This is a genomic window from Curtobacterium guangdongense (assembly GCF_049341845.1).
Taxonomy (GTDB): Bacteria; Actinomycetota; Actinomycetes; order Actinomycetales; family Microbacteriaceae; genus Curtobacterium; species Curtobacterium guangdongense.
Genome location: NZ_JBMPIT010000007.1, coordinates 283,881 through 309,279 on the forward strand (window position 1 = coordinate 283,881; position 25,399 = coordinate 309,279).

General features: G+C 71.3%; 28 protein-coding genes. 19 read left to right on the forward strand and 9 right to left on the reverse strand.

Annotated elements, in window-relative coordinates:
- The first annotated feature begins 6 nt into the window (after positions 1-6).
- Complete coding sequence (locus ACO0E1_RS13480; RefSeq protein WP_422874658.1) at positions 7-762, forward strand: helix-turn-helix domain-containing protein; 756 nt, start codon at positions 7-9, stop codon at positions 760-762.
- A 332-nt stretch (positions 763-1,094) separates the two neighbouring features.
- Positions 1,095-2,255, forward strand: coding sequence for a peptidoglycan DD-metalloendopeptidase family protein (locus ACO0E1_RS13485; RefSeq protein WP_422874659.1), 1,161 nt, complete (start codon positions 1,095-1,097; stop codon positions 2,253-2,255).
- A 111-nt stretch (positions 2,256-2,366) separates the two neighbouring features.
- Here the strand turns inward: ACO0E1_RS13485 and ACO0E1_RS13490 are convergent, their stop codons facing one another.
- From ACO0E1_RS13490 to ACO0E1_RS13515, 6 genes are read right to left on the reverse strand one after another with little or no spacing between them, the layout of a single operon-like run.
- Positions 2,367-3,074: a GntR family transcriptional regulator gene (locus tag ACO0E1_RS13490; protein ID WP_422874660.1), complete on the reverse strand. Its 708-nt coding sequence runs from the start codon at positions 3,072-3,074 to the stop codon at positions 2,367-2,369.
- 37 nt (positions 3,075-3,111) lie between these two features.
- Entirely contained in the window at positions 3,112-4,737 is a 1,626-nt protein-coding gene (locus ACO0E1_RS13495; protein WP_422874712.1) for a dipeptide ABC transporter ATP-binding protein, read from the reverse strand.
- Between the two features lie 10 nt (positions 4,738-4,747).
- The gene (locus ACO0E1_RS13500) at positions 4,748-6,604 is read right to left on the reverse strand and encodes a gamma-glutamyltransferase family protein (protein ID WP_422874661.1); all 1,857 of its coding nucleotides are present in this window, start codon (positions 6,602-6,604) and stop codon (positions 4,748-4,750) included.
- 5 nt (positions 6,605-6,609) lie between these two features.
- Positions 6,610-7,482, reverse strand: coding sequence for an ABC transporter permease (locus ACO0E1_RS13505; RefSeq protein ID WP_422874662.1), 873 nt, complete (start codon positions 7,480-7,482; stop codon positions 6,610-6,612).
- Positions 7,479-8,432 (reverse strand): ABC transporter permease, encoded by a 954-nt coding sequence (locus ACO0E1_RS13510; RefSeq protein WP_422874663.1) that lies wholly within the window; start codon positions 8,430-8,432, stop codon positions 7,479-7,481. Before ACO0E1_RS13510 ends, ACO0E1_RS13505 begins: the two co-directional genes overlap by 4 nt.
- Positions 8,429-10,087 (reverse strand): ABC transporter substrate-binding protein, encoded by a 1,659-nt coding sequence (locus ACO0E1_RS13515; RefSeq protein WP_422874664.1) that lies wholly within the window; start codon positions 10,085-10,087, stop codon positions 8,429-8,431. Before ACO0E1_RS13515 ends, ACO0E1_RS13510 begins: the two co-directional genes overlap by 4 nt.
- Positions 10,088-10,278: 191 nt before the next feature.
- On the opposite strand from ACO0E1_RS13515, the gene ACO0E1_RS13520 reads away from it, so the two are divergent.
- Both ACO0E1_RS13520 and ACO0E1_RS13525 read left to right on the forward strand, forming a co-directional pair.
- The gene (locus tag ACO0E1_RS13520; protein WP_422874665.1) at positions 10,279-10,995 is read left to right on the forward strand and encodes an NYN domain-containing protein; all 717 of its coding nucleotides are present in this window, start codon (positions 10,279-10,281) and stop codon (positions 10,993-10,995) included.
- Positions 10,996-11,162: 167 nt separating this feature from the next.
- Positions 11,163-12,260, forward strand: coding sequence for a type I restriction endonuclease (locus ACO0E1_RS13525; RefSeq protein WP_422874666.1), 1,098 nt, complete (start codon positions 11,163-11,165; stop codon positions 12,258-12,260).
- On the opposite strand, the gene ACO0E1_RS13530 is transcribed toward ACO0E1_RS13525, so the two are convergent.
- Entirely contained in the window at positions 12,248-12,388 is a 141-nt protein-coding gene (locus tag ACO0E1_RS13530) for a hypothetical protein (protein WP_422874667.1), read from the reverse strand. The two genes, ACO0E1_RS13525 and ACO0E1_RS13530, sit on opposite strands and share 13 nt — an antisense overlap.
- Positions 12,389-12,432: 44 nt before the next feature.
- Here ACO0E1_RS13530 and ACO0E1_RS13535 point away from each other — a divergent pair, with 44 nt between their 5' ends.
- Positions 12,433-13,227 carry a sulfite exporter TauE/SafE family protein gene (locus ACO0E1_RS13535; protein ID WP_422874668.1) on the forward strand — a complete coding sequence of 265 codons (795 nt, stop codon included), beginning with the start codon at positions 12,433-12,435 and terminating at the stop codon, positions 13,225-13,227.
- Positions 13,224-13,850: a DNA alkylation repair protein gene (locus ACO0E1_RS13540; RefSeq protein WP_422874669.1), complete on the forward strand. Its 627-nt coding sequence runs from the start codon at positions 13,224-13,226 to the stop codon at positions 13,848-13,850. Before ACO0E1_RS13535 ends, ACO0E1_RS13540 begins: the two co-directional genes overlap by 4 nt.
- 5 nt (positions 13,851-13,855) lie before the next feature.
- On the opposite strand, the gene ACO0E1_RS13545 is transcribed toward ACO0E1_RS13540, so the two are convergent.
- The gene (locus ACO0E1_RS13545) at positions 13,856-14,701 is read right to left on the reverse strand and encodes a polysaccharide deacetylase family protein (protein WP_422874670.1); all 846 of its coding nucleotides are present in this window, start codon (positions 14,699-14,701) and stop codon (positions 13,856-13,858) included.
- Positions 14,702-14,826: 125 nt separating this feature from the next.
- Between ACO0E1_RS13545 and ACO0E1_RS13550 the strand changes: the two genes are divergently transcribed.
- From ACO0E1_RS13550 to ACO0E1_RS13570, 5 genes are all read left to right on the forward strand, one after another.
- A complete protein-coding gene (locus tag ACO0E1_RS13550; RefSeq protein ID WP_422874671.1) occupies positions 14,827-15,696 on the forward strand; it encodes an aminoglycoside phosphotransferase family protein in 870 nt (289 codons plus the stop codon).
- 105 nt (positions 15,697-15,801) lie between these two features.
- On the forward strand, positions 15,802-16,989 hold the full coding sequence (locus ACO0E1_RS13555) for a zinc-dependent alcohol dehydrogenase (protein WP_422874672.1): 1,188 nt from the start codon (positions 15,802-15,804) through the stop codon (positions 16,987-16,989).
- Entirely contained in the window at positions 16,986-18,014 is a 1,029-nt protein-coding gene (locus tag ACO0E1_RS13560; RefSeq protein WP_422874673.1) for an NAD-dependent epimerase/dehydratase family protein, read from the forward strand. The genes ACO0E1_RS13555 and ACO0E1_RS13560 overlap by 4 nt, the downstream gene beginning before the upstream one ends.
- Positions 18,015-18,162: 148 nt before the next feature.
- A complete protein-coding gene (locus ACO0E1_RS13565) occupies positions 18,163-18,576 on the forward strand; it encodes a DUF6314 family protein (protein WP_422874713.1) in 414 nt (137 codons plus the stop codon).
- A 29-nt stretch (positions 18,577-18,605) separates the two neighbouring features.
- Complete coding sequence (locus tag ACO0E1_RS13570; RefSeq protein ID WP_402727860.1) at positions 18,606-19,283, forward strand: pentapeptide repeat-containing protein; 678 nt, start codon at positions 18,606-18,608, stop codon at positions 19,281-19,283.
- On the opposite strand, the gene ACO0E1_RS13575 is transcribed toward ACO0E1_RS13570, so the two are convergent.
- Complete coding sequence (locus ACO0E1_RS13575) at positions 19,268-20,257, reverse strand: NAD(P)/FAD-dependent oxidoreductase (protein ID WP_422874674.1); 990 nt, start codon at positions 20,255-20,257, stop codon at positions 19,268-19,270. The genes ACO0E1_RS13570 and ACO0E1_RS13575 overlap by 16 nt on opposite strands.
- Positions 20,258-20,314: 57 nt before the next feature.
- Here ACO0E1_RS13575 and ACO0E1_RS13580 point away from each other — a divergent pair, with 57 nt between their 5' ends.
- The 8 genes from ACO0E1_RS13580 (at position 20,315) to ACO0E1_RS13615 (ending at position 25,367) form a co-directional block, all read left to right on the forward strand.
- Complete coding sequence (locus ACO0E1_RS13580; RefSeq protein ID WP_422874675.1) at positions 20,315-20,938, forward strand: helix-turn-helix domain-containing protein; 624 nt, start codon at positions 20,315-20,317, stop codon at positions 20,936-20,938.
- A 368-nt stretch (positions 20,939-21,306) separates the two neighbouring features.
- Positions 21,307-21,786: a hypothetical protein gene (locus tag ACO0E1_RS13585; RefSeq protein ID WP_422874676.1), complete on the forward strand. Its 480-nt coding sequence runs from the start codon at positions 21,307-21,309 to the stop codon at positions 21,784-21,786.
- Positions 21,783-22,217, forward strand: coding sequence for a phage holin family protein (locus ACO0E1_RS13590; RefSeq protein ID WP_422874677.1), 435 nt, complete (start codon positions 21,783-21,785; stop codon positions 22,215-22,217). Before ACO0E1_RS13585 ends, ACO0E1_RS13590 begins: the two co-directional genes overlap by 4 nt.
- Positions 22,214-22,786, forward strand: coding sequence for a DUF3618 domain-containing protein (locus ACO0E1_RS13595; RefSeq protein ID WP_422874678.1), 573 nt, complete (start codon positions 22,214-22,216; stop codon positions 22,784-22,786). Before ACO0E1_RS13590 ends, ACO0E1_RS13595 begins: the two co-directional genes overlap by 4 nt.
- Positions 22,787-23,063: 277 nt before the next feature.
- Positions 23,064-23,492: a MarR family winged helix-turn-helix transcriptional regulator gene (locus tag ACO0E1_RS13600; protein ID WP_422874679.1), complete on the forward strand. Its 429-nt coding sequence runs from the start codon at positions 23,064-23,066 to the stop codon at positions 23,490-23,492.
- Between the two features lie 95 nt (positions 23,493-23,587).
- Positions 23,588-24,307 carry an HAD family hydrolase gene (locus ACO0E1_RS13605; protein WP_422874680.1) on the forward strand — a complete coding sequence of 240 codons (720 nt, stop codon included), beginning with the start codon at positions 23,588-23,590 and terminating at the stop codon, positions 24,305-24,307.
- Positions 24,304-24,816 carry a VOC family protein gene (locus ACO0E1_RS13610; protein ID WP_422874681.1) on the forward strand — a complete coding sequence of 171 codons (513 nt, stop codon included), beginning with the start codon at positions 24,304-24,306 and terminating at the stop codon, positions 24,814-24,816. The genes ACO0E1_RS13605 and ACO0E1_RS13610 overlap by 4 nt, the downstream gene beginning before the upstream one ends.
- A 68-nt stretch (positions 24,817-24,884) precedes the next feature.
- Positions 24,885-25,367 carry a GNAT family N-acetyltransferase gene (locus ACO0E1_RS13615; protein WP_422874682.1) on the forward strand — a complete coding sequence of 161 codons (483 nt, stop codon included), beginning with the start codon at positions 24,885-24,887 and terminating at the stop codon, positions 25,365-25,367.
- Positions 25,368-25,399: the final 32 nt, after the last annotated feature.

Sequence of the window (25,399 nt, forward strand, 5' to 3'; positions counted from 1 at the left end):
CGACGGGTGCGCAACGTCCGGGTCGAGGACCACGATCACCTGCCGCTCGACGTCCTGCCCATCGGGACCGAGTACCCGCCCGACTTCCTGCTCGCCCGGCACGCGCACCGGCGCGCTCAGGTGCTCTACGGTGCCAGCGGGACGATGCTCGTCGAGACGGACGAGGGGTCGTGGACGGTGCCGACCGACCGTGCGGTGCTGATCCCTCCGGGGGTCCAGCACGAGGTCAGGATGCTCGACGTCACCACGTGGAGCCTCTACGTCGAGCCGGACGCGGTGCCGTGGTGGCCGACCTCGTGCACGGTCGTCGAGGTGGGACCACTCCTGCGTGAACTCCTCCGCGCGGCGTTCGACCTGCCGCTCGACCTCGACGTGCACGGCCGTGACGGCGCGGTGCTCGACCTCGCGCTGCACGAACTCGAGCGCGTGGCGCCCGTCCCGCTGTCCATCCGGCTGCCGGCGGAGGGCGTCCTCCGCGACCTGTGCCGCGCGTACCTGGCCGACCCCGACGTGCACGTGACGAACGCGGACTGGGCGAGCCGGGCCTCCGTGAGCGGTCGGACGCTCGACCGGCGGTTCCGGGCGGCCACGGGGGTGGGGCCCGCGGTGTGGCGCGTGCGTGCGCGACTGCTGGCGAGCCTCCCGGCCCTCCGCACGACGTCCGTGACGGACGTCGCGGGCCGACTCGGCTACGCCACCCCCGCCGCGTTCACCGCGGCGTTCACCCGTGCGTTCGGGGTGCCGCCGTCGCGGTTCCGCTGAGGCCTTGACGAATGCTGCTCGCGGGCGCTCGAACGCGCCGGACTCATCACCCGTGAACGGCAGGGGCAGTGGCGGACGTGCCGCCTCCGTCCCGGCGCCGTCGACGAGCTCAGCGCATGGCTGGGCGCTGCTGGCGACCCCGAAGGAGTTCTTCCAGCTGCCCTCCTGACGGTTGCTGCACACGGAACCGGTCCGGACCACCCCCCGGTACTGGGGCTGTGTGCGCACCCCGTCGCTTGTGAGCATCGTTCGGCGGCGTGTTCAGGGCGCGTCGCCGAACGGTCCGCACCGGACCGGCGGTCCGCGCCGTCCTCCGCGGGAGCAGGGGAACGATGCGCAGCACCAGGATCTGGACCAGGACCGTCACGGCCGTCACCGTGATGGCGATCGCCCTCGCCGGGATCGTCGTGACGGCGGCACCGGCGCAGGCGGCGACCTACACGGGACTGCTTCCGGCCGGCTCGAAGCTCTACCCGGGTGACTCGCTGACCTCGGCGAACGGGCAGTACCGCCTGGTGATGCAGGGCGACGGCAACCTCGTCGAGTACGGCATCGGCAACGTGGTCCTCTGGGCGTCCAACACCGCGAACAAGCCAAGCGCCGTCGCGGTCGCCCGGATGGACGGGTACCTCGTGCTGACCATGAACGGCGGCATCTTCGCCAAGTGGGGGCCGAACGGGTACGCGTCGAAGGGGTTCTCCGTCGAGCCGGACGGGTCCATGCGCACCACCGACACTGCGGGCGTCGTCCGCTGGCAGCTCACCGCCTTCCAGAACCGCGTCCCCGCCGGGACCGTCCTGAAGGCCGGCACGACGCTCCGCTCCGACGCCAGCACCGCCCGCGTGCTGACCATGCAGGCAGACGGCAACCTCGTGCTCTACGTCAACGGCCGTGCTGCGTGGTCGACGAAGACCTACCGGAACCCGGGCGCGTGGACAGCGGTGCAGACCGACGGCAACCTCGTCGTCTACCGCGCGGACGGGCGGGCCATCTGGTCGACACGCACCTACCGTGCCGGAGGCGGACAGCTGCTCGTGCAGGTCGACGGCAACGTCGTCCTCTACGGCAAGGCGGGCACCCGGTCGTGGTCGTCGAAGCCGGTCACCACGCTGCTGTGGCCCGTCGTGAGCAGCACCATCAGCGGCCGCTACGGTGACGACCGGGGCGCCGGGCACGTGCCGCGCTACCACCAGGGGACCGACGCCGCGGTGAAGACCGGGACGCCGGTGTACTCGTCCGGCCCGGGGACGGTGACGAAGACCGTCGCGAACGACCCGTCCTACGGCAACTACGTCGTGGTGACCTACGGCGTGACCACGGTGCTCACGGCGCACCTCAGCGTGATCGAGGTCTCCACGGGGCAGGTCGTCGGCGCCGAGCAGGAGATCGCGAAGTCGGGGAACACCGGGCAGTCGACGGGGCCGCACGTGCACGTCGAGACACGGGTGAACGGGACGCTGCAGGACCCGCTGACGGTGCTGCGCTTCCGGTAGGTCGCGCGAGCGTCGGGCGCCAGGCGCCGCCGCCGACGGGTCGAGTGCGCGGAAACGAAGGCCCGCAGCCGCACGGAGGCACCGTTCCTGCGCACTCGACCGCGGGAGACTTCAGATCGCGGGGCCCGCGGACCGCAGGGCATCGGCACGGTCGGGCGACGACCGCGCCGCGTACCCGATGCGGCTCTCGCGGACGTGCCACCCCATCCGCTCCGCCGCCGCATCCACGTCGCCGGCGTCGATCGCCGCGAGGATGCGCCGGTGCTCCGGCCACAGCCGCTTGCCACGGGAGAACGTGTCCGTGGCGTACAACCACTCGATCTTCCGGGACAACTGCCGGAGCAGCGTCGCGAGCGTCGCACTGCCGGAGAGTTCGGCGACCAGGAAGTGGAAGCGGTCGTTGAGGTCGACGAGCAGGTCGAGTTCGTCCCGCTCGACCGCGTCGTCGCCGGCGTCCAGGATCGCGCCGAGCTCGCGCCGGGTCCGCCACCAGTCCTCGGGCGGGGCGTCCCCGTCGAAGAGCGTGCGCGCCCGGGTGGCCGCACGCCGGGCGGTGGCGATCTCGAGCGACTCCCGCACGGCGAACAGGTCGTCGGCCTCGTCGAACGGGATCGCCGCGATCCGGGAGCCCACGTTCGGCTGCGACACGACGAAGCCCTCGCCCTCGAGGCCGCGCAACGCCTCGCGCACCGGGACCCGGGAGACGCCGTACCGCTCCGCGAGGAACGCCTCCGTCACCCGGGTCCCGGGCAGCAGCGCGCCGGCGACGATGTCGCGGCGGATCGCGTCGAGGACGCCGGCACCGTTCAGCACGGTCACGATCGTCTCACGCTGACGACGGCCCACGGCGAGCGCGTCACGCGGCGTGCTCCGCCAGTGCCCGACCGGGGATCGCGTCGAGCAGGTCCCGTGTGTACTGCTCAGCGGGGGCGTCGAACACCTGCGCGACCGACCCGTGCTCCACGACCTTCCCGCGGCGCATCACCACGACGTCGTCCGCGATGCGCCTGACCACTCCGAGGTCGTGGGTGATGAACAGGTAGCTCAGACCGAGACGGTCCTGCAGGTCGTCGAGCAGCGCCAGGATCTGCTCCTGCACGAGGACGTCGAGCGCGGAGACCGCCTCGTCGAGGATGAGCAGCTCCGGCTCGAGTGCGAGCGCACGGGCGATCGCGACGCGCTGCCGCTGGCCGCCGGACAACTCGTTCGGGCGGAGCTGCGCGACCGTGCGTGGCAGGGCGACCTGGTCGAGCAGCGTCGCGACCCGCTCGGTGCGGGACGCCCGGTCGCCGATCCCGAACACGCGCAGGGGCTCGTCGATGATCCGCTCGATCGTCGACGTCGGGTCGAGGGAACCGTACGGGTCCTGGAACACCGGCTGCACCCGACGACGGACGCTCCGCCGTTCGGCACCGCGCGCGGTCCCGATCGAGAGCCCGTCGACGAGCGCACTGCCCGACGTCGGTGTCTCGAGCCCCAGGACGATCCTGGCGACCGTCGTCTTGCCCGACCCGGACTCCCCGACGACCGCGGTGGTGGTGCCGCGTCGGACGGTGAACGAGACGCCGTCGGACGCGCGGAGGGTCCCGGCCCCGCGCCCGCGCAGCTTGTACTCCTTCACCAGGTCCGACACGACGAGGATCGGTTCACCGGCGGCCACCGGCTCCGGCGCGACGCCCGTCAGCGCGGGTGCCGCCGCGATGAGCCGCTTCGTGTACTCGTGCTGCGGGTTCCGGAGGATGTCCTCCGGCGCACCCTGCTCGACGACCTCGCCGTCGAGCATCACGACGACGCGGTCGGTCCGGTCCGCCGCGACCCCGAGGTCGTGCGTCACGAAGAGCAGCGTCGTGCCGTGCTGGTCCACCAGGGTCTGCAAGTGGTCGAGGATCTGCCGCTGCACCGTCACGTCGAGGGCGCTGGTCGGCTCGTCGGCGATGAGCAGTTCCGGCTGGCGGGCGAGCGCGATCGCGATGAGGATGCGCTGCCGCATGCCGCCGGAGAACTCGTGCGGGTACTGGTCCGCCCGTCGCGCGGCCTCCGGGATCCCGGCCTCGGTCATGAGCTCCACGACGCGCTGTCGGACCGCCGCACGGCCGCGGAGCCCGCCGGCGCGGAGCGAGTCGGCGATCTGCGCGCCGACCTTCATCGCGGGGTTGAGGTTGGTCGACGGGTCCTGCGGCACGAGCCCGATGCGTCCGCCGCGGACCGGGCGCATGGTGGCCTCGTCCGCTCCGGAGACGTCGAGGTCGCCGAGGCGGATCGATCCGTCCGTGATCCGTCCGGCTCCGGGCAGCAACCGGAGCACCGCCGCGATCAACGTCGACTTGCCGGATCCGGACTGGCCGACGATCGCGACGCGCTCACCGCGACGGACGTCGAGGTCGACGCCGTGCAGCACCTCGGTGCCGCCGAACGCGACGCGCAGGTCGCGGATGGTCAGCAAGGGGGCGGACGGGAGGCTCGGGTCGGCTCCGGTGGGCATCGTGCGGTCCTCAGCGTCCTGCGGCATGTCCCTGTGCTCCTCTCGGGTTGGCTGCGGCGCCCAGGACGCCGGTTGCTGGGTCGCGCGTCACGCACGACAGGCGGCCGAGCGCCCAGTCGCCGGCTCGGGTGACGACGTGGCCGAGTTCCTCGAGGCCGGCGATCACGTCCTCGCCGAGGCGGTCCTCGACGACGAGACCGCCCGGGGTCCAGGTCCGCGGCCAGAACGACCCGGGGAACGAGGTCGTGTGCAGTGCGGGCGCGTCGATGGCCTGCTGGGGGGAGTACCCGCCGACGATCGTGCGGAGCAGGAAGAGCAGCTGCCACTGGTCCTGCTGGTCGCCGCCGGGGGAGCCGAGCGCCACGACGGGCGCGCCGTCACGGAGCACGAGCGTCGGGGTCAGGGTCGTGCGAGGACGCTCGCCCGGGCGGAGCGTCGACGCGGTGCCCTCCTCGAGCCAGGTCATCTGCATGCGGGTGCCGAGGCAGAACCCGAGTTCGGGGACCGTCGGGGAGGACTGCAGCCAGCCGCCGGACGGTGTCGCGCTGACGATGTTCCCCCAGCGGTCGACGACGTCGATGTGGACCGTGTCGCCGCGGGTCTCGCCCGTTTCCATCACGATCGGCTCACCACGATCCTCGACGGGTGCCGGGACGGTCGGTTCGCCGACGCCGGCGACGGGTTCGCCGCCCGGTGTGTACGTCTCGCGGAGCGGCGGGAGCGTGCTCGGGCCGTCGGCGGTCGTCCCCGGGCGGAACTCGTGGGACGCGCGGTCGCCGATCAGCGCACGACGGGCATCGGTGTACGCGTCGCCCAGCAGTTCGTCCATCGGGACGTCGTGGTCGCCGTAGTACGCCTCGCGGTCGGCCATGGCGAGCTTCTGCGCCTCGACGATCGTGTGCGCTCCCGCGACGGTCGACGGGTCGAGCAGCGCGTCGTCGAAGGGCTCGAGCATCCGCAGGGTCTGCAGCAGTGCGGGACCCTGCCCCCACGGGCCGGTCTTCGCGACCGTGTACCCGCGGAACTCGGCGGTCGTCGCGGGCTCGTAGGACGCCCGGAACGCGGCCATGTCGCTCGCGCGGATGACGCCGGCGTGGTCGGTGCCCGAGGCGTGCCGGTGCGGGGCGCGCACGAACCGGTCGATCGCCTCCGCCACGAACCCGCTCGACCACGCATCGCGCGCAGCGTCGATGCGGGCGACACGGTCGTCCGCGCTGCCACCCGTGTGGGCGGAGCCGGCGTCGACGAGCCGGTCGAGCACCGCAGCCCACGTCTCGTTGCGGATGACGCTCCCGGGGACCGGCACCGTGCCTCCCGGCAGCCACCGAGCAGCGGAGGACGGCCAGTGGTCCCGGAACAGGTCCTGGACCGTCGCGATCGTGGCGACCACGCGGGGCGCGACCGGGTGGCCGTCGCGCGCGTAGCCGATGGCGAAGGCGAGGACGTCGGCCAGTTCCCACGTGCCGTGGTCGCGGAGCAGCAGGAGCCAGGCATCGACGGCACCGGGCACGGCGGCCGCGAGTGCGCCGGAGCCGGGGACCAGGTCGAGGCCCTCGGCACGGAAGTGTTCCGGGGTCGCGCCGGCCGGTGCCGGACCCTGGCCGACCAGGACGGTCGGTGTCTTGTCCTCGGCGGTGGCGAAGACGGCGGTCATGTCGCCGCCCGGGCCGTTGAGGTGCGGCTCGACGACGTGCAGGACGAACGCGCCGGCGACGGCGGCGTCGAATGCGTTGCCGCCGCGCTCCAGGACGGCCTGCGCGCTCGCGGTGGCGATCCAGTGCGTGGCGGCGGCCATGCCGAACGTGCCCTGCAGGTCGGGACGTGTGGTGTGGGCGCTCGGCTGGACGAAGGCGGGGTTGGTGCTCATGGTGCTCACTTGCGGTCCGATGCGGTCGGGTCGAGGGCGTCGCGCAGGGCGTCCCCGAACAGGTTGAAGCCGAGGCAGATCACGGCGATGGCGATGCCGGGGACCACTGCGGCCCATGGTGCCTGCCCGAGGTACTGCTGCGCGTCCGAGAGCATGATGCCGAGGCTCGGGGTCGGGGGCTGGATGCCGAGACCGAGGAACGACAGCAGCGCCTCGCCGATCACCGCGACCGGCATGATCACCGTCGCCTGGACGATGATCGCGGAGACGCAGTTCGGCAGGACGTGCTGCGCGATGATCCGGGCACCACCGGCGTCGAGGGTCTTCGCGCTCGTCACGAAGTCGGCGCTCGTGATGCGCAGCGTCTCACCGCGGACGATGCGGATCATCGCCGGGACGTGCGAGACGCCGATCGCGATGACGGCGTTCGACAGGCTGGGGCCGCTGATCGCCGCGAGGCCGACCGCGATGATGAGGAACGGGAACGCCAGGGCGACGTCCGTCAGGCGCGAGATGATCGCGTCCAGCCACTTCCAGTAGCCGGCGAGGAGCCCGAGCGGGGTCCCGACGACGACGGCGACGAGCACGGAGAGCGCGCCCACGACGAGGGAGACCTGCACGCCGTAGAGCGTGCGGGACAGGATGTCGCGGCCGAGGTCGTCGGTGCCGAGGCCGAAGCCGACGGTGAACGGCACCTGGAACGGCAGGTCGAAGTGCGTCTGCGTCGGGTCGTGCGGCGCGACGAGCGGAGCGGTCAGCGCGGCGAGCACGACGACCGCGAGCATGACGCCGCCGGCGAGCCCGAGGCGGTTCGCCCTGACCTGCTTCCAGACGCGGCCACGGCTGGAGCCGAGGTCTGTTGCGGTGATGGCCGTCATCGGGATCCCCCTACGCGGATCTTCGGGTTGATGACCGAGTACAGGACGTCCACGGCCAGGTTGATCACGACGTAGCCGACCGTGATGACGAGCACGACCGCCTGGATCACCGGGTAGTCGCGGGTGAACACCGAGTCGAGCGTCAGCTTGCCGAACCCGGGCAGCGCGAAGATGCGCTCGGTGACGACGGCGCCCGAGATGAGCCCGCCGAGCTGTAGCCCGACGATGGTGACGACCACGATCATCGAGTTCCGGAGGCCGTAGCGGAACAGCACCCGGCCGCGGCCGAGCCCCTTCGCCCGTGCGGTCCGGACGAAGTCGGTCTTCATCGTCTCGATCATCGACGCACGGGTCTGCCGCATGATCACGGCCGCGAGCGAGGTGCCGAGGATGAGTGCCGGCAGGGTCAGGTGGTAGAGCGCGCTGAGCGGATTCGACGTCATCGGGACGTACCCGGACGCCGGGAACCAGCCGAGCCCTGCCGCCAGCCAGACGATCGCCAGGATGCCGAGCCAGAAGTTCGGCACGCTGAGACCGACGAGGGCAGCGGCGTTCGCCATCCACTCCGGCCACTGCCCGCGGTAGCGCTCGGCCAGGGTGCCGAGGGCGACCCCGACGAGCACGGCGACGACGATGGCGTAGAGCGCGAGCCACAGCGTGACGGGGAGCGTCGAACCGATGAGCTCGGTCACCGGGGTGCCCGTGCGGGTCGAGCGGCCGAAGTCGCCCTGGAACGCGTTCACCAGGAAGCGCCAGTACTGCACGACGATCGAGTCGTCGAGGCCGAGCTGGGCCCGGACCGCGGCGAGCCGTGCAGGGCTCGCCTCCTCGCCGGCGAGCGCGAGTGCCGGGTCGCCCGGGAGCTGCCGGACGCCGAAGAACACGACGATCGAGGCGAGCACCAGCGTGATCGCCGACTGCCAGATGCGGGTGCTGACGTAGCGGATCACTTCGCCGCTCCTTCCACGAACGCGGCCTTGCTCAGCCGCACGACGCCGTCCGCGTACGTCGAGACGCCCGCGATCGTGTTCCCGACGCCGGTGATGCTCCGGGTCCGGTACAGGTAGATGATCGGGTTGTCCCGCTGCACGATCGTCGTCATCTCGCCGTACAGGTCGGCTCGCTCCTGCTCGTCGGTCGACTGCGCGGCGCGGGTGATGAGGTCGTCGACCTCGGCGTTGCTGTAACCGGCGTAGTTGTTGCCGCCACCCGTCGTCAGGAAGCCGCCGATGTTGCCGTGCGGGTCGACGCGGCCGGACCAGCCGAGCTGGAGCGCCTGGAAGTCGCCGCGCGTCTGGTCGTCGAGCAGGGTCGTGTACTCGACCGGGGTGATCGTGATCGCGAAGCCGCCGCTGCGCGCCTGCGCCTGCAGTGCCTGGGCGAACCGCACGGTGTCGGGGGTGTTCGTCACCTCCATCTCGATCGGGAACGGCTGCTGGACGCCGGCCTTCTCGAGGGTCTTCTTCGCGGCATCGGGGTCGTACTCCGGGCACGCCTTGCTCGCCGTGCTGGCGAAGACGCTCGTGTCCGGCACGGGCGAGCAAGCGACGTCAGCCCAGCCGTGGAATACGCTCTGCACGAGCTCCGCCCGGTTGATCGACATCGACAGTGCCCGACGGACGTCCGCACGCTTCGCCAGCGGGGTGTCGATCTGCTTCGGGTCCGTGCCGACGCCGTCCTGGTTGCCGATGTTCACCGTGATGCCCTGGTAGCCGAGGGACCCCGTGCGCAGGATCGACAGGTCCTTGCGCTTCCGCAGGTCGTCGACGTCCTGCGTGGAGATCGTGTCCGCCACCTGGACGTCACCCGACCGCAGGTTCGCCGCCCGGATGCTGGCGTCCGTGATGATCCGGTACGTGATCGTGTCGAAGTGCGCCGACGCCGGGTCGTAGTACTCGGGGTCCTTCTCGACCTGGATCGACGTCTGCGGGACGCGCTTGACGAACTTGTACGGGCCGACGCACACCGGGGCGTCGCCGAAGTCGTCGCCCTTCTCGGCGAGCGCCGTCGGCGACATGACCATGCCCGCGCGGTCCGCGAGGGCCGCGGTGAGCGGGGCGAACGGGGTCTCGTAGTGCAGTCGCACGGTGTGGTCGTCGACTGCCTCGACGTCGGAGACCGGGCCCAGCTCGCTCTTCCGGCTGGAGTCAGCCTTCGTGAGGTTCCGGTCGAGCGTCGTCACGACCGCGTCGGCGTCGAACGGCGTGCCGTCCGCGAACCGCACGCCGGTCTTCACCGGGAACGTGACGGTCGTGCCGCCGTCGCTCACCGTCGGGAGCTCCGTCGCGAGCATCGGGACGAGGGTGCCCTCGTCGTCGATGTCGTAGAGCTTCTGGCACATCGTCTCCATGACGTACCGGGTGTACAGCGATGACGAGGTGGTCGGGTCGAGGCGGTCGGGCTCTGCCGACAGCGCCATCACCAGGTCACCGCCCTCCTTGACCTGCTGGTCGCCGATCGGGGCGGTGGTGACGGTGCCGGCGGTGGTGCCGCCGGCCTTCGAGCGTTGGACGGGGACGCAGGCGGTGAGTGCGAGCGTCGCGGCGATGAGGACGGCGGGCATCGCGATGAGCGTGCGTCGTCGTCGGGGGCTGATCGGGGACATGCGGTTCCTGATGCTGGGGAGGTGCGTGGCGTCCCTTGTGGGGTCGCGCTCAGGAGCGGGGTTGATTGCATACAATCACACCTGCGGAGCCTTGCTTGTATACAGTTTGTTTCTGTTGTGTAAAACGACGAGCTGTCCACCGGTGTCGTCTGCGTGGTCCGCCGCGGCGGATGTCACGCAATTCTCGCGAGATGCGCCCTTCTCGCTCGCGCCCGACCGCCGCCGTCTACGTCGACGGCTTCAACCTGTTCCGACGGGCTCTCCAGGGGCGAGATGACCTGAAATGGCTCGACCTCGAACTGTTGTGCACTCGTCTCTTGCCTGGCTTCGACGTCGGGCAGATCCGGTACTTCACGGCACGGGTACGGCATGTCGAGGGAAAGGACCCGCGCGTCCCGCAGAACCAGGAGCGCTACCTCCGGGCGCTGGCCACGCTGCCGTCGGTCTCGGTGCACTTCGGGACGTTCCGGGCGGACAAACGATGGATGGCGCTCTCGCCGCTCGTGCTCGACGATGCCGGTGAGCCACGGCGCGTCCGGGTCCGGAAGATCGAGGAGAAGGGGACGGACGTGTCGCTCGCTGCGCACATGGTGGCGGACGCGATGGCAGGGACCTTCGACGTGTCGTTCCTCTTGTCGAACGACTCTGACTTCGCCGACGCGCTCCGCATCGTGCGAGAACGGGCGAGGGGGAAGATCGGCCTCGTCGTCCCGACTGAGGCAGCGCCTGCGCGGAGTCTGCTCGAAGTCAGGCCAGATCACATCCGGCACGTCAAGCAGGCGGCGCTCCGCGAGAGCCAGTTCCCGGCGCGGCTGATCGATGAGCTGGGTACCTTCGGCCGGCCGAGCGCCTGGCAAGTACAGAAGCCCCTCTCGCTGGAGAAGGGCTTCTGGCCGGTTAGCCGTTGACGTGGCACCCCGGGGGGTGACTTCAGCCTAGGCGGCCACGAGCGCTTGACGCAACTGGAACTTCACATACGCTATGGTCGGCGCAATGACCCGCGAACTGGGGTCCTGAGCGATTCTCGATGTCGACTGTCCTTCAACTACGGTCGCATTGATCGAGGGGAGAGACGATGGAGTTCGAAGAACGACTCGCAGCGCTGGCCGCGAAGGTGCAGAACCAGCGAGACGCGATCCAGACCGAAGAGGCCACAAAGAACGCGTTCGTGATGCCGTTCATCTCGACGATCCTCGGCTACGACGTGTTCAACCCGCTCGAGGTGGTGCCGGAGTTCACGGCCGACGTCGGCGTCAAGCGTGGCGAGAAGGTCGACTACGCGATCATGCGAGACGGGGAGGTGCAGATCCTCATCGAGTGCAAGAAGTCGACGGAGCCGCTCAAGATCGAGCACGCGTCCCAGCTCTTCCGGTACTTCTCGGTCACGAACGCTCGGATCGCCGTCCTCACCAACGGCGAGGTCTACAACTTCTACACGGACCTCGACGCGCCGAACAAGATGGACGACCGTCCGTTCCTCGTCCTCGATCTGGCGGACATCGACGAGACGCTCCTGCCGGAGCTCCGGAAGCTCACGAAGGACGTGTTCGACCTCGACTCGGTGATCAGCGCGGCCGAGGAGCTGAAGTACGTCGGCTCGATCAAGCGCGCGATCGCCGCGCAGTTCCGTGAGCCGGAGGAGGACTTCGTCCGGCTGTTCACGAACCGCGTCTACGACGGTCGCTTCACGCAGGATGCGAAGGTGCAGTTCACGGCACTGGTCGCGAAGGCGTCGAAGCAATACCTCAACGAGCAGGTGAACGATCGTCTGAAGACTGCGCTCGGTGCCTCCTACTCGGCGCCGGTCAGCGTCGAGGCTTCGGAAGAAGCGGTCTCGAGTGAGTCCGTCGCTCGAGACGACATCGACCGGGACACCGAGATCGAGACGACCCTCGAAGAACTCGAGGGCTACCAGATCGTCAAGGCGATCGCCTGCAGCGAGGTCAAGCCCGACCGGATCGCGCACCGCGATCAGAAGTCGTACTTCGCGATCCTGCTCGACGACAACAACCGCAAGCCGATCGCGCGCCTCTGGTTCAACGGCAAGAAGCAGAAGTACCTCGGACTGTTCGACGAGGACAAGGTCGAGACGAAGCACGCGATCGAGAACCTCGACGACATCTACCTCCACGCCGCCGCGATCCGCGAGGCAGCACACCGTTACGCGGGCTGAGGACGGAGCGCGTTGACCTCGACGGCATCGCCAGGGTCGACGTTCGCCGTGTTCTCGAGTGACCCGTTCGTGATGAACGTCGACCACGCCGCGATGAGCATCGACTTGGCGACACCGACCATGCCCATCGGCTGAGAGCCTCGCCGCCGACTCGGGTCGTACGCTGGAGGGGATGAGATCCCGCGCTGCGCAACTGACCGTGCTCGTCGCGATCGGGATCGTCGCCGGTGTCCTCTCCGGCCTGTTCGGCGTCGGCGGCGGGGTGATCGTGGTCCCCGCACTCATGGCGTTCCTCCACATGGACCAGCGCAGCGCCTCCGCGAGCTCCCTCGTGGCGATCGCCCCCGCGGCCGTCGTCGGCGCGATCACCTACGCCCTGCAGGGTGAGGTGCACTGGCTCGCGGCGCTCACCCTGGCGATCGGCAGTGTCGTCGGAGCGCCCATCGGCTCCAGACTCCTGCGGGCGATCCCGCTCCGGATACTCCCGTGGATCTTCGTCGGCTTCATCGTCGTCGTGCTCGTCTCCCTCTTCACCAATGTGCCGACCCGCGAGGGCGACGTGCACTTCGGCCCGATCGAGGCGGTCGTGCTGCTCGGGATCGGACTGCTGGCCGGCGTCCTCTCCGGCCTGATCGGTGTCGGCGGCGGGGTCGTGATCGTGCCCGGGATGGAACTCGCACTCGGCGCGGGTGACCTGCTCGCGAAGGGGACGTCGCTGTTGACGATGGTGCCGACGTCGGTGTCGGGCACAGTGGCGAACCTGCGTCGAGGGGTGGTGGACCTCGGCGTGGGACTGACGGTGGGCATCACGGCGGCGGTCTGCTCACCGATCGGGGCGTTCATCGCAGGGGTCATCGTCCCGCAGGTCGGGACGTGGATGTTCGCCGGGTTCTTGGTCGTGGTTGCGGTGATCGTGCTGCGACGCGGTCTCGGGCGGGCGAGCAAGCCCGATCCGCAGGTCGCGTGAGGGTCACCGCCGAGGACGTCCTCGCCGCGTTCGCGAAGACGCCGGGCGACGTCGCGGGTGCCCGGCGGGTGGCTCGGGCGCACCGGGACCTCGACGAGGGTGAACGGTCTGCGCTGCTGTGGAGCGAGGATCCCGGCGCGCGGCTCGTCGCCGTCGTGCTGCTCGTGCAGGCGATGCGGGAGCGCCCCGACCCGGAGCTCACGGAGGAGTACCTGTCTGCGGCGCGCGCCGAACGGATCGACCGCGTTGAACTCGTCGACACCGCCGCCGAGGAGCTCGTCGGCGCGCCGATGCTCGACGGCTCGACCGGTCCGCTGTTCGCGCTCGCGAAGTCGGACGTCGCGTGGGTCAGGCGCATCGCGGTGGTCGCGACGTTGGCGTTCGCAAAGCAGGGCGACGCTGACGTGCCGCTCGCGGTGGCCGGCCGGCTCGTCCGGGAGCGCGGGGACACCGTGCAGTCGGCGCTCGGCTGGGTCCTGCGCGAGGTCGGCAAGCGGGCGTCCGAGCCGGCCCTCGTCGCGTTCCTCGAGCGACAGGGGCGGTTCCTCAGCCGGAGCGCGCTCGAGACCGCGACCGAGCACCTGCCGGCGGCCGAGCGCGACCGTCTCCGCCAGAACGGCTGAGCGCGCTAGCTCGCGAACACGTCGTCCAGCGTGAACGTCGACAACTTCCGCTCCTGCAACAGCGCGTGCAACCGCGGCAGTGCTCCGATGGTCCCCCGGAAGTTCGCATGCCCGATCACGATGTGCGCAGGCTGGAACCACTGCTCCGCGAAGCCGACGATCTGGTCCGACGTGATGTCACCGGAGTCGGCCAGCGACCCGTACCAGAGCAACGGCGTCGTGTACCCGGCGCGGGCGGCTGCGGCGTCGACCCGGGCGTCGTGGTACCCGAACGGCGGCCGGAAGTACGGCTTCGCGTCCACGCCGTAGGTGTCCCGGATGAAGTCCTGGTTCCGGGTGAGCTGGTCGATGATGCCCTGGTCCGAGAGCTTCGTGAGCGCCGGGTGGTCCCACGTGTGGTTCCCGAGCTGCACCTGCCCGGATGTCACCAACGGTCGCAGCAGGTCGGCGTGCTCGGTCCACGCCGGGCGCACCCCGTTCACGAAGAACGTCAGGCGGGTCCCGGTCTCGGCGGCGAACCGGGCGTAGGCCTCGACCACCTCGCTGGACACCCCGTCGTCGACGGTCCAGGCGATCCCGGGCGTCCCCGCCGGCAGCCCGGTGATCGTCCCGGCGGTGAGCGGCTGTCGCTGCAGGGCGACCGGCGGAACCGTCGCCGTCGCCGTCGCGGATGACGAAGCCGAAGCCGACGGCGACACGGAAGCCGGAGACGTCGGCGACGCAGAAGCCGGAGCCGTCGGCGAACCCGTCGGCCCGGCCGAACACGCGGCGAGCGCCCCCGTCAGCACGCTCCCACCGACCCCGGCCAGCAGTGCGCGACGGGACGGACGGGAAGGGGCACGGTGGTTCATCGGACGACATCGTCCCGAACGGGAACCGATCCGCACATCAGTCGATCGGAGGATTCCAGATGGCCGGTCGGCGGCCGGAGGCCCGGAGCCTAGACGCACGCCCGGGCACACGACACGATGTCGGGATGCTGATCGACGCCGATCTCGTCCGACGCCTCGTCGCCGAGCAGTTCCCCGCATGGTCGGACCTGCCGGCCACCGAGGTCGACCCGCAGGGCTGGGACAACCGCACGTACCGGCTCGGCGATGCACTGTCGGTCCGGCTGCCGAGCGCGGAGGGCTACGTCGCAGCCGTCGAGAAGGAGCAGCGCGTCCTGCCGTACCTGGCGCCGTACCTCGACGTCGCGGTTCCCGAGCCCGTCGGACTCGGACGCCCGGGCAGCGGCTACCCGTTCCCGTGGTCGGTCCGCCGCTGGCTCGACGGCACGGTGGCAGCAGGCGCCGATCCGGACCGGTCGGAGCTCGCCGCGGACGTCGGTCGGGTCCTCCGGCAGCTCCGGGCCGTCCCGGCCGACGGCGGTCCGGCCGCCGGAGCGCACTCGTTCCACCGCGGCGCACACCCGTCGTTCTACGACCACGAGGTCCGCGACGCACTCGACCGACTCGGGAACGACGTCGACCGGGCGGCCTGCGAGGCGGTCTGGGACACGGCGTGCGCCACGACCTGGGAGCGCCCTGCCGTGTGGTTCCACGGTGACGTCGCCCCGACGAACCTGCTCGTGGGCGACGACGGCCGGCTCACGGCGCTCATCGACTTCGGCACGTGCGGTGTCGGCGACCCGGCGTGCGACCTGGTGCTGGCGTGGACGTTCCTCGACCCGGGAGCGCGGCAGGTGTTCCGCGATGCCGTCGGGCTGGACGATGCGACCTGGGCGAGGGGCCGTGGCTGGGCCCTATGGAAGTCCCTCATCATGCTGGCCGGCAGCGCCGGCCCGGGCGACCGCGCGGGCCACCAGGCGGTCCTGGCCACCGCCCTGGACGACCCGGTCGCCTGACGGGAGGCTCGTGGCGGCGCCGCCACGAGCCTCCCGTCCGACCCGCGCTGAGAGGGCGCGCCGGTGCGTCCGGGTACACGGGACGTACCGACGATTGGAGCGCTCATGCGCGCACTCACCTGGCAGGGCACCGAGAAGGTCTCGGTCGAGACCGTTCCGGACCCGACCATCCACGAGCCCACCGACGCGATCGTGCGGATCACGTCCTCCGCGATCTGCGGCTCCGACCTGCACCTGTACGGGGTGCTCGGGCCGTACCTCGACAGGGGCGACGTCCTCGGCCACGAGCCGATGGGCATCGTCGAGGCCGTCGGCAGCGCCGTCACGAACCTGAAGGTCGGGGACCGCGTGGTCGTGCCCTTCAACATCTCCTGCGGCCACTGCTGGATGTGCCAGCGAGGCCTGCAGTCGCAGTGTGAGACCACCCAGGTCACCGAGTACGGATCCGGCGCCTCGCTGTTCGGCTTCACGAAGCTCTACGGGCAGGTCCCGGGCGGCCAGGCCGAGTACCTCCGCGTGCCGCACGCCGACTACGGCCCCATCGTGGTCCCCGACGACGGCACCCCAGACGACCGATGGCTCTTCATGAGCGACATCCTGCCGACCGCCTGGCAGGGCGTGCAGTACGCGAACGTGCCGGACGGCGGGACGCTCGCCGTCATCGGCCTCGGCCCGGTCGGGCAGTTCGCTGCCCGGATCGGCAAGCACCTCGGCTACCGGGTGCTCGCGATCGACCCGGAGCAGGTCCGTCGTGACCTGGCGGCGAAGCACGGCGCCGAGGTGTTCGACCGCACGAAGGACGTGGTCGCGCAGCTCGTCGACCTGACCGACGGTCGTGGGCCGGACGGCGTCGTGGACGCGGTCGGCATGGAGGCGCACGGCAACCCCGTCGCGAGCTTCGCCCAGCGCGCCGCCGGCCTGCTGCCGGACGCCCTCGCGCAGAAGGCGATGGAGACCGTCGGGGTGGACCGGCTCGCCGCGGTGCACGCCGCGATCGACCTGGTCCGCCGCGGTGGCACGGTCTCGCTGAGCGGGGTCTACGGCGGCATGGCGGACCCGATGCCGATGATGAAGATGTTCGACAAGCAGATCACGCTCCGCGAGGGGCAGTGCAACGTGAAGCGCTGGATCGACGACGTCCTGCCGCTCGTGTCCGACCCGGCCGACCCGCTGGGCACCCTGGACCTGGTCACGCACCGGGTCCCGCTCGAGGACGCTCCGCACATGTACGAGGTGTTCCAGAAGAAGGAGGACGGCTGCGTCAAGGTCGTCCTCGAACCGGCCGCAGCGTGACCCGCATCGTGGTCGTCGGCGCGACCGGGAACGTCGGTACCGCCGTCGTCCGCCGACTCGCCGCCGAACCCGACGTGCAGGTCGTCGGGGTCGCCCGTCGCCTGCCCGACGTGCACACCGCGCCGTACGGCGATGCCGTCTGGCACGCGGTCGACGTCGGCGCCTCCGACGCCGTGGACCAGCTCGCCGCCGTGTTCCGCGGCGCTGATGCCGTGATCCACCTGGCGTGGGCGCTGCAGCCGACGCACGACATCCCGGTGCAGTACCGCACGAACGTGACCGGGACGGCGAACGTGCTCGCCGCCGTGGCCCGGGTGTCGGTCCCGCAGGTCGTCGTCGCGTCGTCGGTGGGGACCTACCGCGGGGTGGACGCAGCGGGCAAGCGCCTGCGCGTCGACGAGTCGTGGCCGGTGGACGGCATCCAGACGGCGACGTACTCGATCCACAAGGCGGAGAACGAGCGGGCGATGGACGCCTTTGCTCAAGCGAACCCGGACGTCGTGGTGACGCGACTCCGGCCGGGGTTGATCTTCCAGCGGGCGGCTGCGGCCGAGATCCGGCGGCTGTTCCTCGGGAAGCTCGTCCCGATGCGAGCGGTCCGGTGGATCCAATGGGCCGTGCTGCCGTTGCCGCTGCGCTTCGTGTTCCAGGCCGTGCACGCCGACGACGTCGCCGACGCGTACTGGCGCGCGGTGGACCGGCGAGCGGCCGGGGCGTTCAACATCGCCGCGACGCCCGTGCTCACACCGCCCCGGATCGCGGCGGTGCTCGGGATGCGCGGGGCCGTCCGGATCCCGCTCGGGCTGCTCCGCGGCCTGGTCACCCTGACCTGGCGCCTCCGGATCCAGCCGACGGACGCCGGGTGGATCGACATCGCCGCGTCGGTTCCGATCATGCGTACGGATCGCGCCCGCACGGAACTCGGGTGGGAGGCACGGCACACCTCCGAAGACGCGTTGCGTGCGCTCGTGTCCGGGTTCGCGGACGGTGCGAACGTCGAGGGGTCGGGTCCCCTCCGCGGATAGCGGGCGGGGGCGGGGCAGGGCGGGGGCCGTTTCGCGCGTGGGAAGACGAATCGCGCGTAGGAGGTCGACTTTCCGGGCCTCCTACGCGCGAAACGGCTTCCTACGGCGGGCGTGATGGGAACGACCGTGCGGGTACGCTCGCCCCGTGATGCCGGACCAGCTGCTCGGGGAATGGGCGCTCGAGCGTGTCGTGGTCGATCGGCGTGCAGGTGTCCGGGGCACCGTCCGAGGGACCACGACCCTGACGCTCGAACACGCCGGGCTCGTGCGGTGGGAGGAGTCCGGCACGATGGAGCTCGCGGGCCGGACGACACCGGTTTCCCGAGCGCTCACCGTGCGGCGGGACGACGACGGCACCTGGACGGTGTGCTTCGCCGACGGACGGACGTTCCACGACTGGGTCTGGGGCGCGTCCGTCGTCCATGCTTGTGCGCCGGACGAGTACACGGGCGTGCTCGCCGGCGACGCAGACCGCTGGACCGTGCGGTGGGACGCGGTGGGCCCCGCGAAGGACTACCGGCTCGACAGCGTCCTGACCCCGATCGACGCTCCGCTCGTGTGAGCGTCGGCGGGGCACGGCAGACTGGGCGCATGGCCCGCACCTCCGGCAAGTCCTCCGGCACCGACGCCCCTCGGATCACCCTGACCGAACCCGCCGACCTCGACGACTGGGCCCCGGCGCCGGGCGACGTGCTGTCCGGCGACCGCATCGACGGCAAGCGCATCGCGTCGCTCGACATCGCGGGTGAGCGCCTGCCCGACCTCGAGATCGAGGAGTGCGTCATCGAGGACCTCCGTGCCGACGGCGCCGACCTCCGCGGGGTGCGCGTGCACGACACCGTGATCGATGCCCTCGACGCCCCGGTCCTCCGGGCATCGAGCAGTTCCTGGCGCGAGGTCCGGATCGGCGGCGGCCGTGTCGGCTCCGCAGAGCTCTACGACGCCGGGCTGAACGGTGTCGAGTTCGTCGGGATGAAGCTCGGGTTCGTGAACCTCCGCGGCGCGACGGTCACCGACGTGGTGTTCCGCGACTGCGTCATCGACGAGCTCGACATCGCCGACGCCAAGCTCCTGCGGGTGTCGTTCGAGGGGACCCGCATCCGCGCCGCCGAGGGCTCGAACACCCGGATCGAGCACGTCGACCTGCGCGGCGCCGACCTCGACCGTGTCGAGCGGCTCGAGGGCTTCCGCGGTGCGACCATCGCGGCGGACCACCTCTACACGCTCGCACCGTTGCTGGCGGCGCAGGCGGGCTACCGCGTGGACTGACCCACGGGCGTCGTCACCGCAGCCAGCGCCGCGGCGAGGTCGGCCTGCACGAGGTCGCCGTGCACAGCAGCGCCCGCTTGAGTCCCCGCTGCGGACGACGCGATGACCGTGGCCATCGGCGACACCACGTTGCCGGCCGCGTAGACCCCGCGCACCGATGTCTTCCCCATGGCGTCGGCCGTCACCGCACTCGCGATCCGCACGTCGCCCATCAGCACGTCCTCCGCGACGATCCCGAGTCCGTCGAGGCCGTCGACGCGCGCCTCGACAGAGCTGGCGGCAGCGAGCGCGTCGAGCGACACGGTCGTGCCGTCGGCGAGCTCGACGCCGGTCAGGACGTCGCCGTCCGACACCACCCGGGCCACCGGACCGTCGTGGACCGCGATCCCGTGGGCAGCGAAACCGGCACGGGCGGTGTCGTCGACGAGCGCAGGGTCGGTCGCGAACACGGTGACGGCCGAACTCAGCGCACGCCAGAGCAGCGCCTGGTGCGCCCCGAACGGTGTCGTCACGAGCACGCCGATCCGTCGGTCGCGGACCTCCCACCCGTGGCAGAACGGGCAGTGCACGACCCCGCGGCCCCACTGCTCCGCGAGACCCGGCACGTCCGGCAGGACGTCCACGGCGCCGGGGGCGACGATCACGCGCCGGGCCGTCACCTGCGCACCGGAGTCGAGGGTGGCGGTGAAGGCGACCTCGTCGGCATCGCTCGCCGGTGCGGGGGACGCGGCCACGAGCCTCCCGGCCGTGACGTCGACCCCGTACCCGGCGACCTCCTCGCGACCGATCCGGGTCAGCTCCAACGGTGGCGTGCCCTCCTGCCCGAGGTAGTTGTGGACCCCCGCCGCCGGGGCGTTGCGGGGGTGGCCCGAGTCGACCACCAGCACGGAGCGGCGGGAGCGGCCGAGGATGAGGGCGGCGGCGAGGCCGGCGGCTCCGCCGCCGATGACGATCACGTCGTAGGTGTCACGCATGCGGACATCGTGCGGCGCCGCTCGAGATCCGGCAACGATCCTTGCCGATCTGGCAACATGGCCGACATGGACCACGGACAGGAGGCTCGGCTCGCCTCACGGACGACGGCTGAGGTCGTCGACGGGGTCGGGCCGCGACTGCGCACCCTGCGGCAGCGACGGGACGTCACGTTGGCAGCGCTGGCGGCGGAGACCGGGATCTCGGTGAGCACGCTCTCTCGGCTGGAGTCCGGCCAGCGCAAGCCGACGCTGGAGCTCCTGCTGCCGTTGGCCCGGGCGTACCAGGTGCCGCTCGACGACCTCGTGGGGGCGCCGCAGACCGGCGATCCGCGCGTGCACATGAAGCCCGAGATGCACGGTGGGCGGGTCGTCGTGCCGCTCACCCGTCGGACCGGGGGCGTGCGGTCGTTCAAGCAGCTCTTCCCGCCGCACTCGCCCGGTGGTGAGCCGTCCCCGAAGACCCACGAAGGCTACGAGTGGCTCTACGTGCTGTCCGGGCGGCTGCGGCTGGTGCTCGGCGAACACGACTTCGACCTCGGGCCGGGTGAGGTCGTCGAGTTCGACACGCACACGCCGCACTGGATCGGGAACGTGACGGACCACGTGACCGAGGTGCTCTGTCTGTACGGGCCGCAGGGGGAACGGGCCCACGTGCGGTCGCGGCCGGTGTCGGCCGGCTGAGGCGCCGATGCGGTTTGCGACCTTCCTGTGTCGCAGCGCATCGCCGGCCGCGCAGCGTTGCACGGGCACGTCGTCCACAGTTCGTGGGCCGTGCACGCGGGAGGCCGCTCATGAACACCAACCGATCCGAGGACGACCTCGGGACCCCGATCCACGATCGCACGGCGGCTGCTGAAGGCCACGAGGCGCATCCGGGAGTGACGGTGCCGTCGTGGTCGAACGCCACGCCGGTGCCGCCCGCTGCCACGCCGGCTCCGGCTCCGGTTCCGGCTCCGACTGGCGCTGGTGCTGCTTCCGGTGGGGGCGCTGCCAGTGGGGGCGCTACCGGCGGATCTGGCGCTTCCGGCGCGAAGGACGCCGCGAAGGACGTGGCTGGGGATGCGAAGGCGAAGGCCGGTGACGTCGCCGGCACGGCGAAGGAGCAGGCGACGAAGGTCGCCTCCGAGGCCGCCGACCACGCCAAGGAGCTCTACGGACAGGCGTCCGAGAACCTCAAGGAGCAGGCGTCGCAGCAGCAGCAGCGTGCGGCGGGCGGTCTCCGGAACCTCGGCGAACAGCTCGGGCACATGGCGGAGAAGGACGACGAGCAGGGCATCGCGGCGAAGGTCGTCCGTGACCTGGCCGGGAGGGCGACCTCGGTCGCCGGGTACCTCGACGACCGTGACCCCGGATCCCTCCTCGGCGAGGTGAAGTCGTTCGCCGCCAAGCGTCCAGCGACCTTCATCGCGATCGCTGCCGGCGCTGGGATCCTCGCGGGCCGCTTGACGAAGGCGCTCACCGCGGACGCGAAGCACACCCACGAGGCGGAAGCAGCACGCCACGACCCGACGACGGGGCCGACGGCATGAGCCACTCCGGTGCGCTCCCGACCGAAGAGCCGACTCCGGGGGAACGCGCGGCGAGCACGCCGCTCGGCACCCTGCTGTCCGACGCCACCCGCGACCTGTCGGAGCTGTTCCGACAGGAGGTCGCACTGGCCAAGGCCGAACTCACCGAGTCCGGCAAGAAGGCGGCCAAGGGTGCCGGCCTGCTGAGCGGTGCCGGCGTGGCCGGACTGTTCGCGCTGCTGTTCCTGACGATCGCGGCCTGGTGGGGCCTCGGCTCCCTGATCGGCAACGCCTGGTCGGGCCTCGTCGTCGCCGTCGTCTACGCGATCGTCGCCGCCGTGCTGGCGCTGCGAGGACGCAAGGAACTGAAGACCATCACGGGAGCGCCGCAGACGGTCGCCACCGCCAAGGAAGTCCCCGAAGCACTGAAGCCCAACCGGAGGAAGCCATGAGCACCCCAGACGAGATCCGCGCCGAGATCGAGCGCACCAGAGGGGACCTCGGCTCCGACGTCGACGCCCTCGCCGACAAGGTCAGCCCGTCGTCGATCGCCCACCGACAGTCCGAGAAGGTCAAGACGCGCTTCCAGGGCCTCCGCGACTCGGTGATGGGTGCTGCCGATTCTGCTCGGTCGAGCGCTTCCGGGAGCGCCTCCGACGCTGCCGACTCGGCGAAGGGAGCCGTACGACAGGCCACAGGAACGGCGAAGGGCAACCCGCTCGCCGTCGGGCTCATCGCCTTCGGGGCAGGGTGGCTCGTCTCGGCGCTGCTGCCGTCGACGGACCGCGAGGAGGAGCTCGCGAGCGAGGTCAAGGAACGCTCCAAGCCGCTCGTCGACGAGGTGAAGGAGCAGGCGCAGGACGCCGGCTCGCAGCTCGGTGACACGGCGAAGGGGCACGTGTCCGACCTGAAGGACTCCGCGCAGCACGCGGCGCAGACGGTCAAGGACGAGGCGCAGGGGGCGGCGTCCGACGTGCGCGACCACGCGCAGTCGGCCACCGAGGACGTGCGCGGGGCCTGAGGGTCTCGTCGCGGGCGGTCGGCGTCGTGCCGGCCGCTCTCCGCGTCAGGGCGTGTGTGCTCTCGGGTCAGAACACGTCGCCGTCGCTGCCAGCACGATCGCGATCCCCGCGGCCTGCCGTCGTGCGTTCCCCATGGCGTGCTCCCCCTTCGCTCCCTGAATCTACGGACGTCGCGCGCCTGGTGCGGTTGCTCTTCGATCACGATGCGGTCCCGACGTGGTGGTCGCCGCCACGACGCCCCGGAGGGCGTTCGGCGCCAGGCGATACGGTCGGGGCATGGACTCGCCCGATGACCTCGCCGACGAACTCCGGGAGTCGATCGGGCGGATCGTCCGTGCGACCCGCGGCAAGGTCGACACGATCCCGCCGGCGCACTCGGCGACGCTCGGGCTGCTCGACCGGCAGGGTGCGATGACGATCGCCGACCTCGCCCGCAAGCGTGGCGTCAAGCACCAGGGACAGTCCCGCACGGTCGGCGAGCTCGAGGAACGCGGACTGGTCGCACGGGAGACCTCGGCCGAGGACCGCCGGGTGTCGGTGATCGGCATCACCCCGACCGGACGCGACGTGGTGTTGCGAGACCGACGGGCGCGGGCGGATTGGCTCGCCACGGCGATCGCGGAGGACCTGTCGGCCGACGAACGGGAGCTGCTCGCCCGGATGCCGCCGTTGCTGCACCGGATCGCCCGGCGCGTCGAGGAGTGACGACCACGCCGCATCGGTGACACGTCGTCCGCCGCGTCCGTCACACGTCGTCGCGGACTGAGCCGGTGCAGAGGCCGGCGGAGTTGCCTGGGGTGATGTCTGCCGACCCCAGCACCGCCGTCCTGTTCGACATCGACGGGACGCTCGTCGACTCGAACTACGCCCACGTCGACGCGTGGTGGCGGGCGTTCCGCGCCGTCGACGAGTCCGTCGACGCCTGGCGCATCCACCGTGCGATCGGCATGGACTCCTCCCGCCTGCTCGGGTCGTTGCTCCCCGACGCACCGGACGACGTCCACACGACCGCGAAGCAGTACCACTCCGCGTACTACGCCGAGCAGATGCCTCGATTGCGTCCACTGCCCGGAGCCCGCGACCTGTTGCGGGCCGTCGCATCCCTGGGGCACGCGGTGGTGCTCGCCACGAGTGCTCCCGCGTCCGAGCTCGTCCGGCTGCGGGAGGTCCTCGCCGCCGAGGAGTGGATCACGGCGGTGACCAGCTCCGAGGACGTCGACGAGGCGAAGCCGGCGCCCGGGATCGTCCAGGTCGCGCTCGACCGGGTCGGGGTGGTCGTGGAGCGGGCCGTCATGGTCGGGGACGCGATGTGGGACGTCGAGGCGTCGGCCAAGGTCGGCGTGCCGTGCATCTCCGTGATGACGGGCGGCATCGGCGGCGACGAACTCCGGCGGGCCGGAGCCGCTGCCGTGTACGACGACGCGGCGGCGGTCCTGGCGGACCTCGACGGCGGCCCGATCGGCGCGCTCGGGTCGCCCGGGGCGCCCGCGTCGCCCGGCGCGCTCGGCGGGCGCTCGTGACGGTGCGCGGCGTCGACCACGTCGGCGTGACCGTGCCGGACGTCGACGCGGCGACCACCTTCCTCGTCGAGGCGTTCGACGCGGTCGTGCTGTACGACACGCTCCCCGCCGACGCGCCACCGAAGGGCGGCCACGAGACGGACGAGCGACTCGGCGTGGCCGACGGTGCCCGCGAGGTCCGCGTCCGGATGCTCGCCGTGCCCGGCGGCCCCGGCATCGAGCTGTTCGCGTTCGACGGTGCTGCGCAGGGGGCTCCAGCGGTGCCGACGGACCTCGGATGGCAGCACGTCGCGCTGTACGTCGACGACCTCGACGCGACACTCGACCGGGTCGTGCGTGCCGGCGCCGTCGCACTCGGTGCACCCCGTCCGCTCCCTGGGCCCGAGGCCGGTCCGCGGAACCGGTTCGTCTACGTCCGGACCCCGTGGGGGAGCACCGTCGAGCTGCTGACGTACCCGGACCCGCAGCCGTACGAGGCGCACACGGACCGTCGCCGCTGGCACCCCTGACCCGCACACACGCGAACCCGCGTACCCGCGTTCGGCGGTGTCGTCCGTGCGTGTCAGGATGGTCGATCGTGATCACGATCGAACGCGTCGCCTGGGAAGACCCCCGTGGAGTCGTCCTCCGCGCCCGTATGGACGAGGAGATGCACGAGCGCTACGGGTCGGCCGCTGCCGACGAGGACCCCGCCGTCACCGCCGAGCGCGACCGGTCGCTCGCCGTCGATCCGGCCACGGTCATCACCTCCCTGCTCGCCATCGACGAGGACGGCGAGGCCGTCGGGCACATCGCGGTCCGTCGGCTCCGAGACGAGGTCGAGCTCAAGCGCCTCATCGTGCTGTCGTCCGCCCGGGGCAAGGGCGCTGCGACAGCGCTGCTCGACGAGTGCGAGCGCGTCGGTCGCGAACAGGGCGCTACGCGGCTGATCCTGCAGACGGGCAACCGGCAGCCCGACGCCGTCGCCCTGTACGAGAAGACCGGATGGCGCTCGATCCCCGTGTACGAGCCGTACGCGGCCACGATGCCGTGGTCGTTCTGCTTCGACAAGGCGCTGTAGCACTTCCCGTATTGCACTTTCGCGCCGCGAGT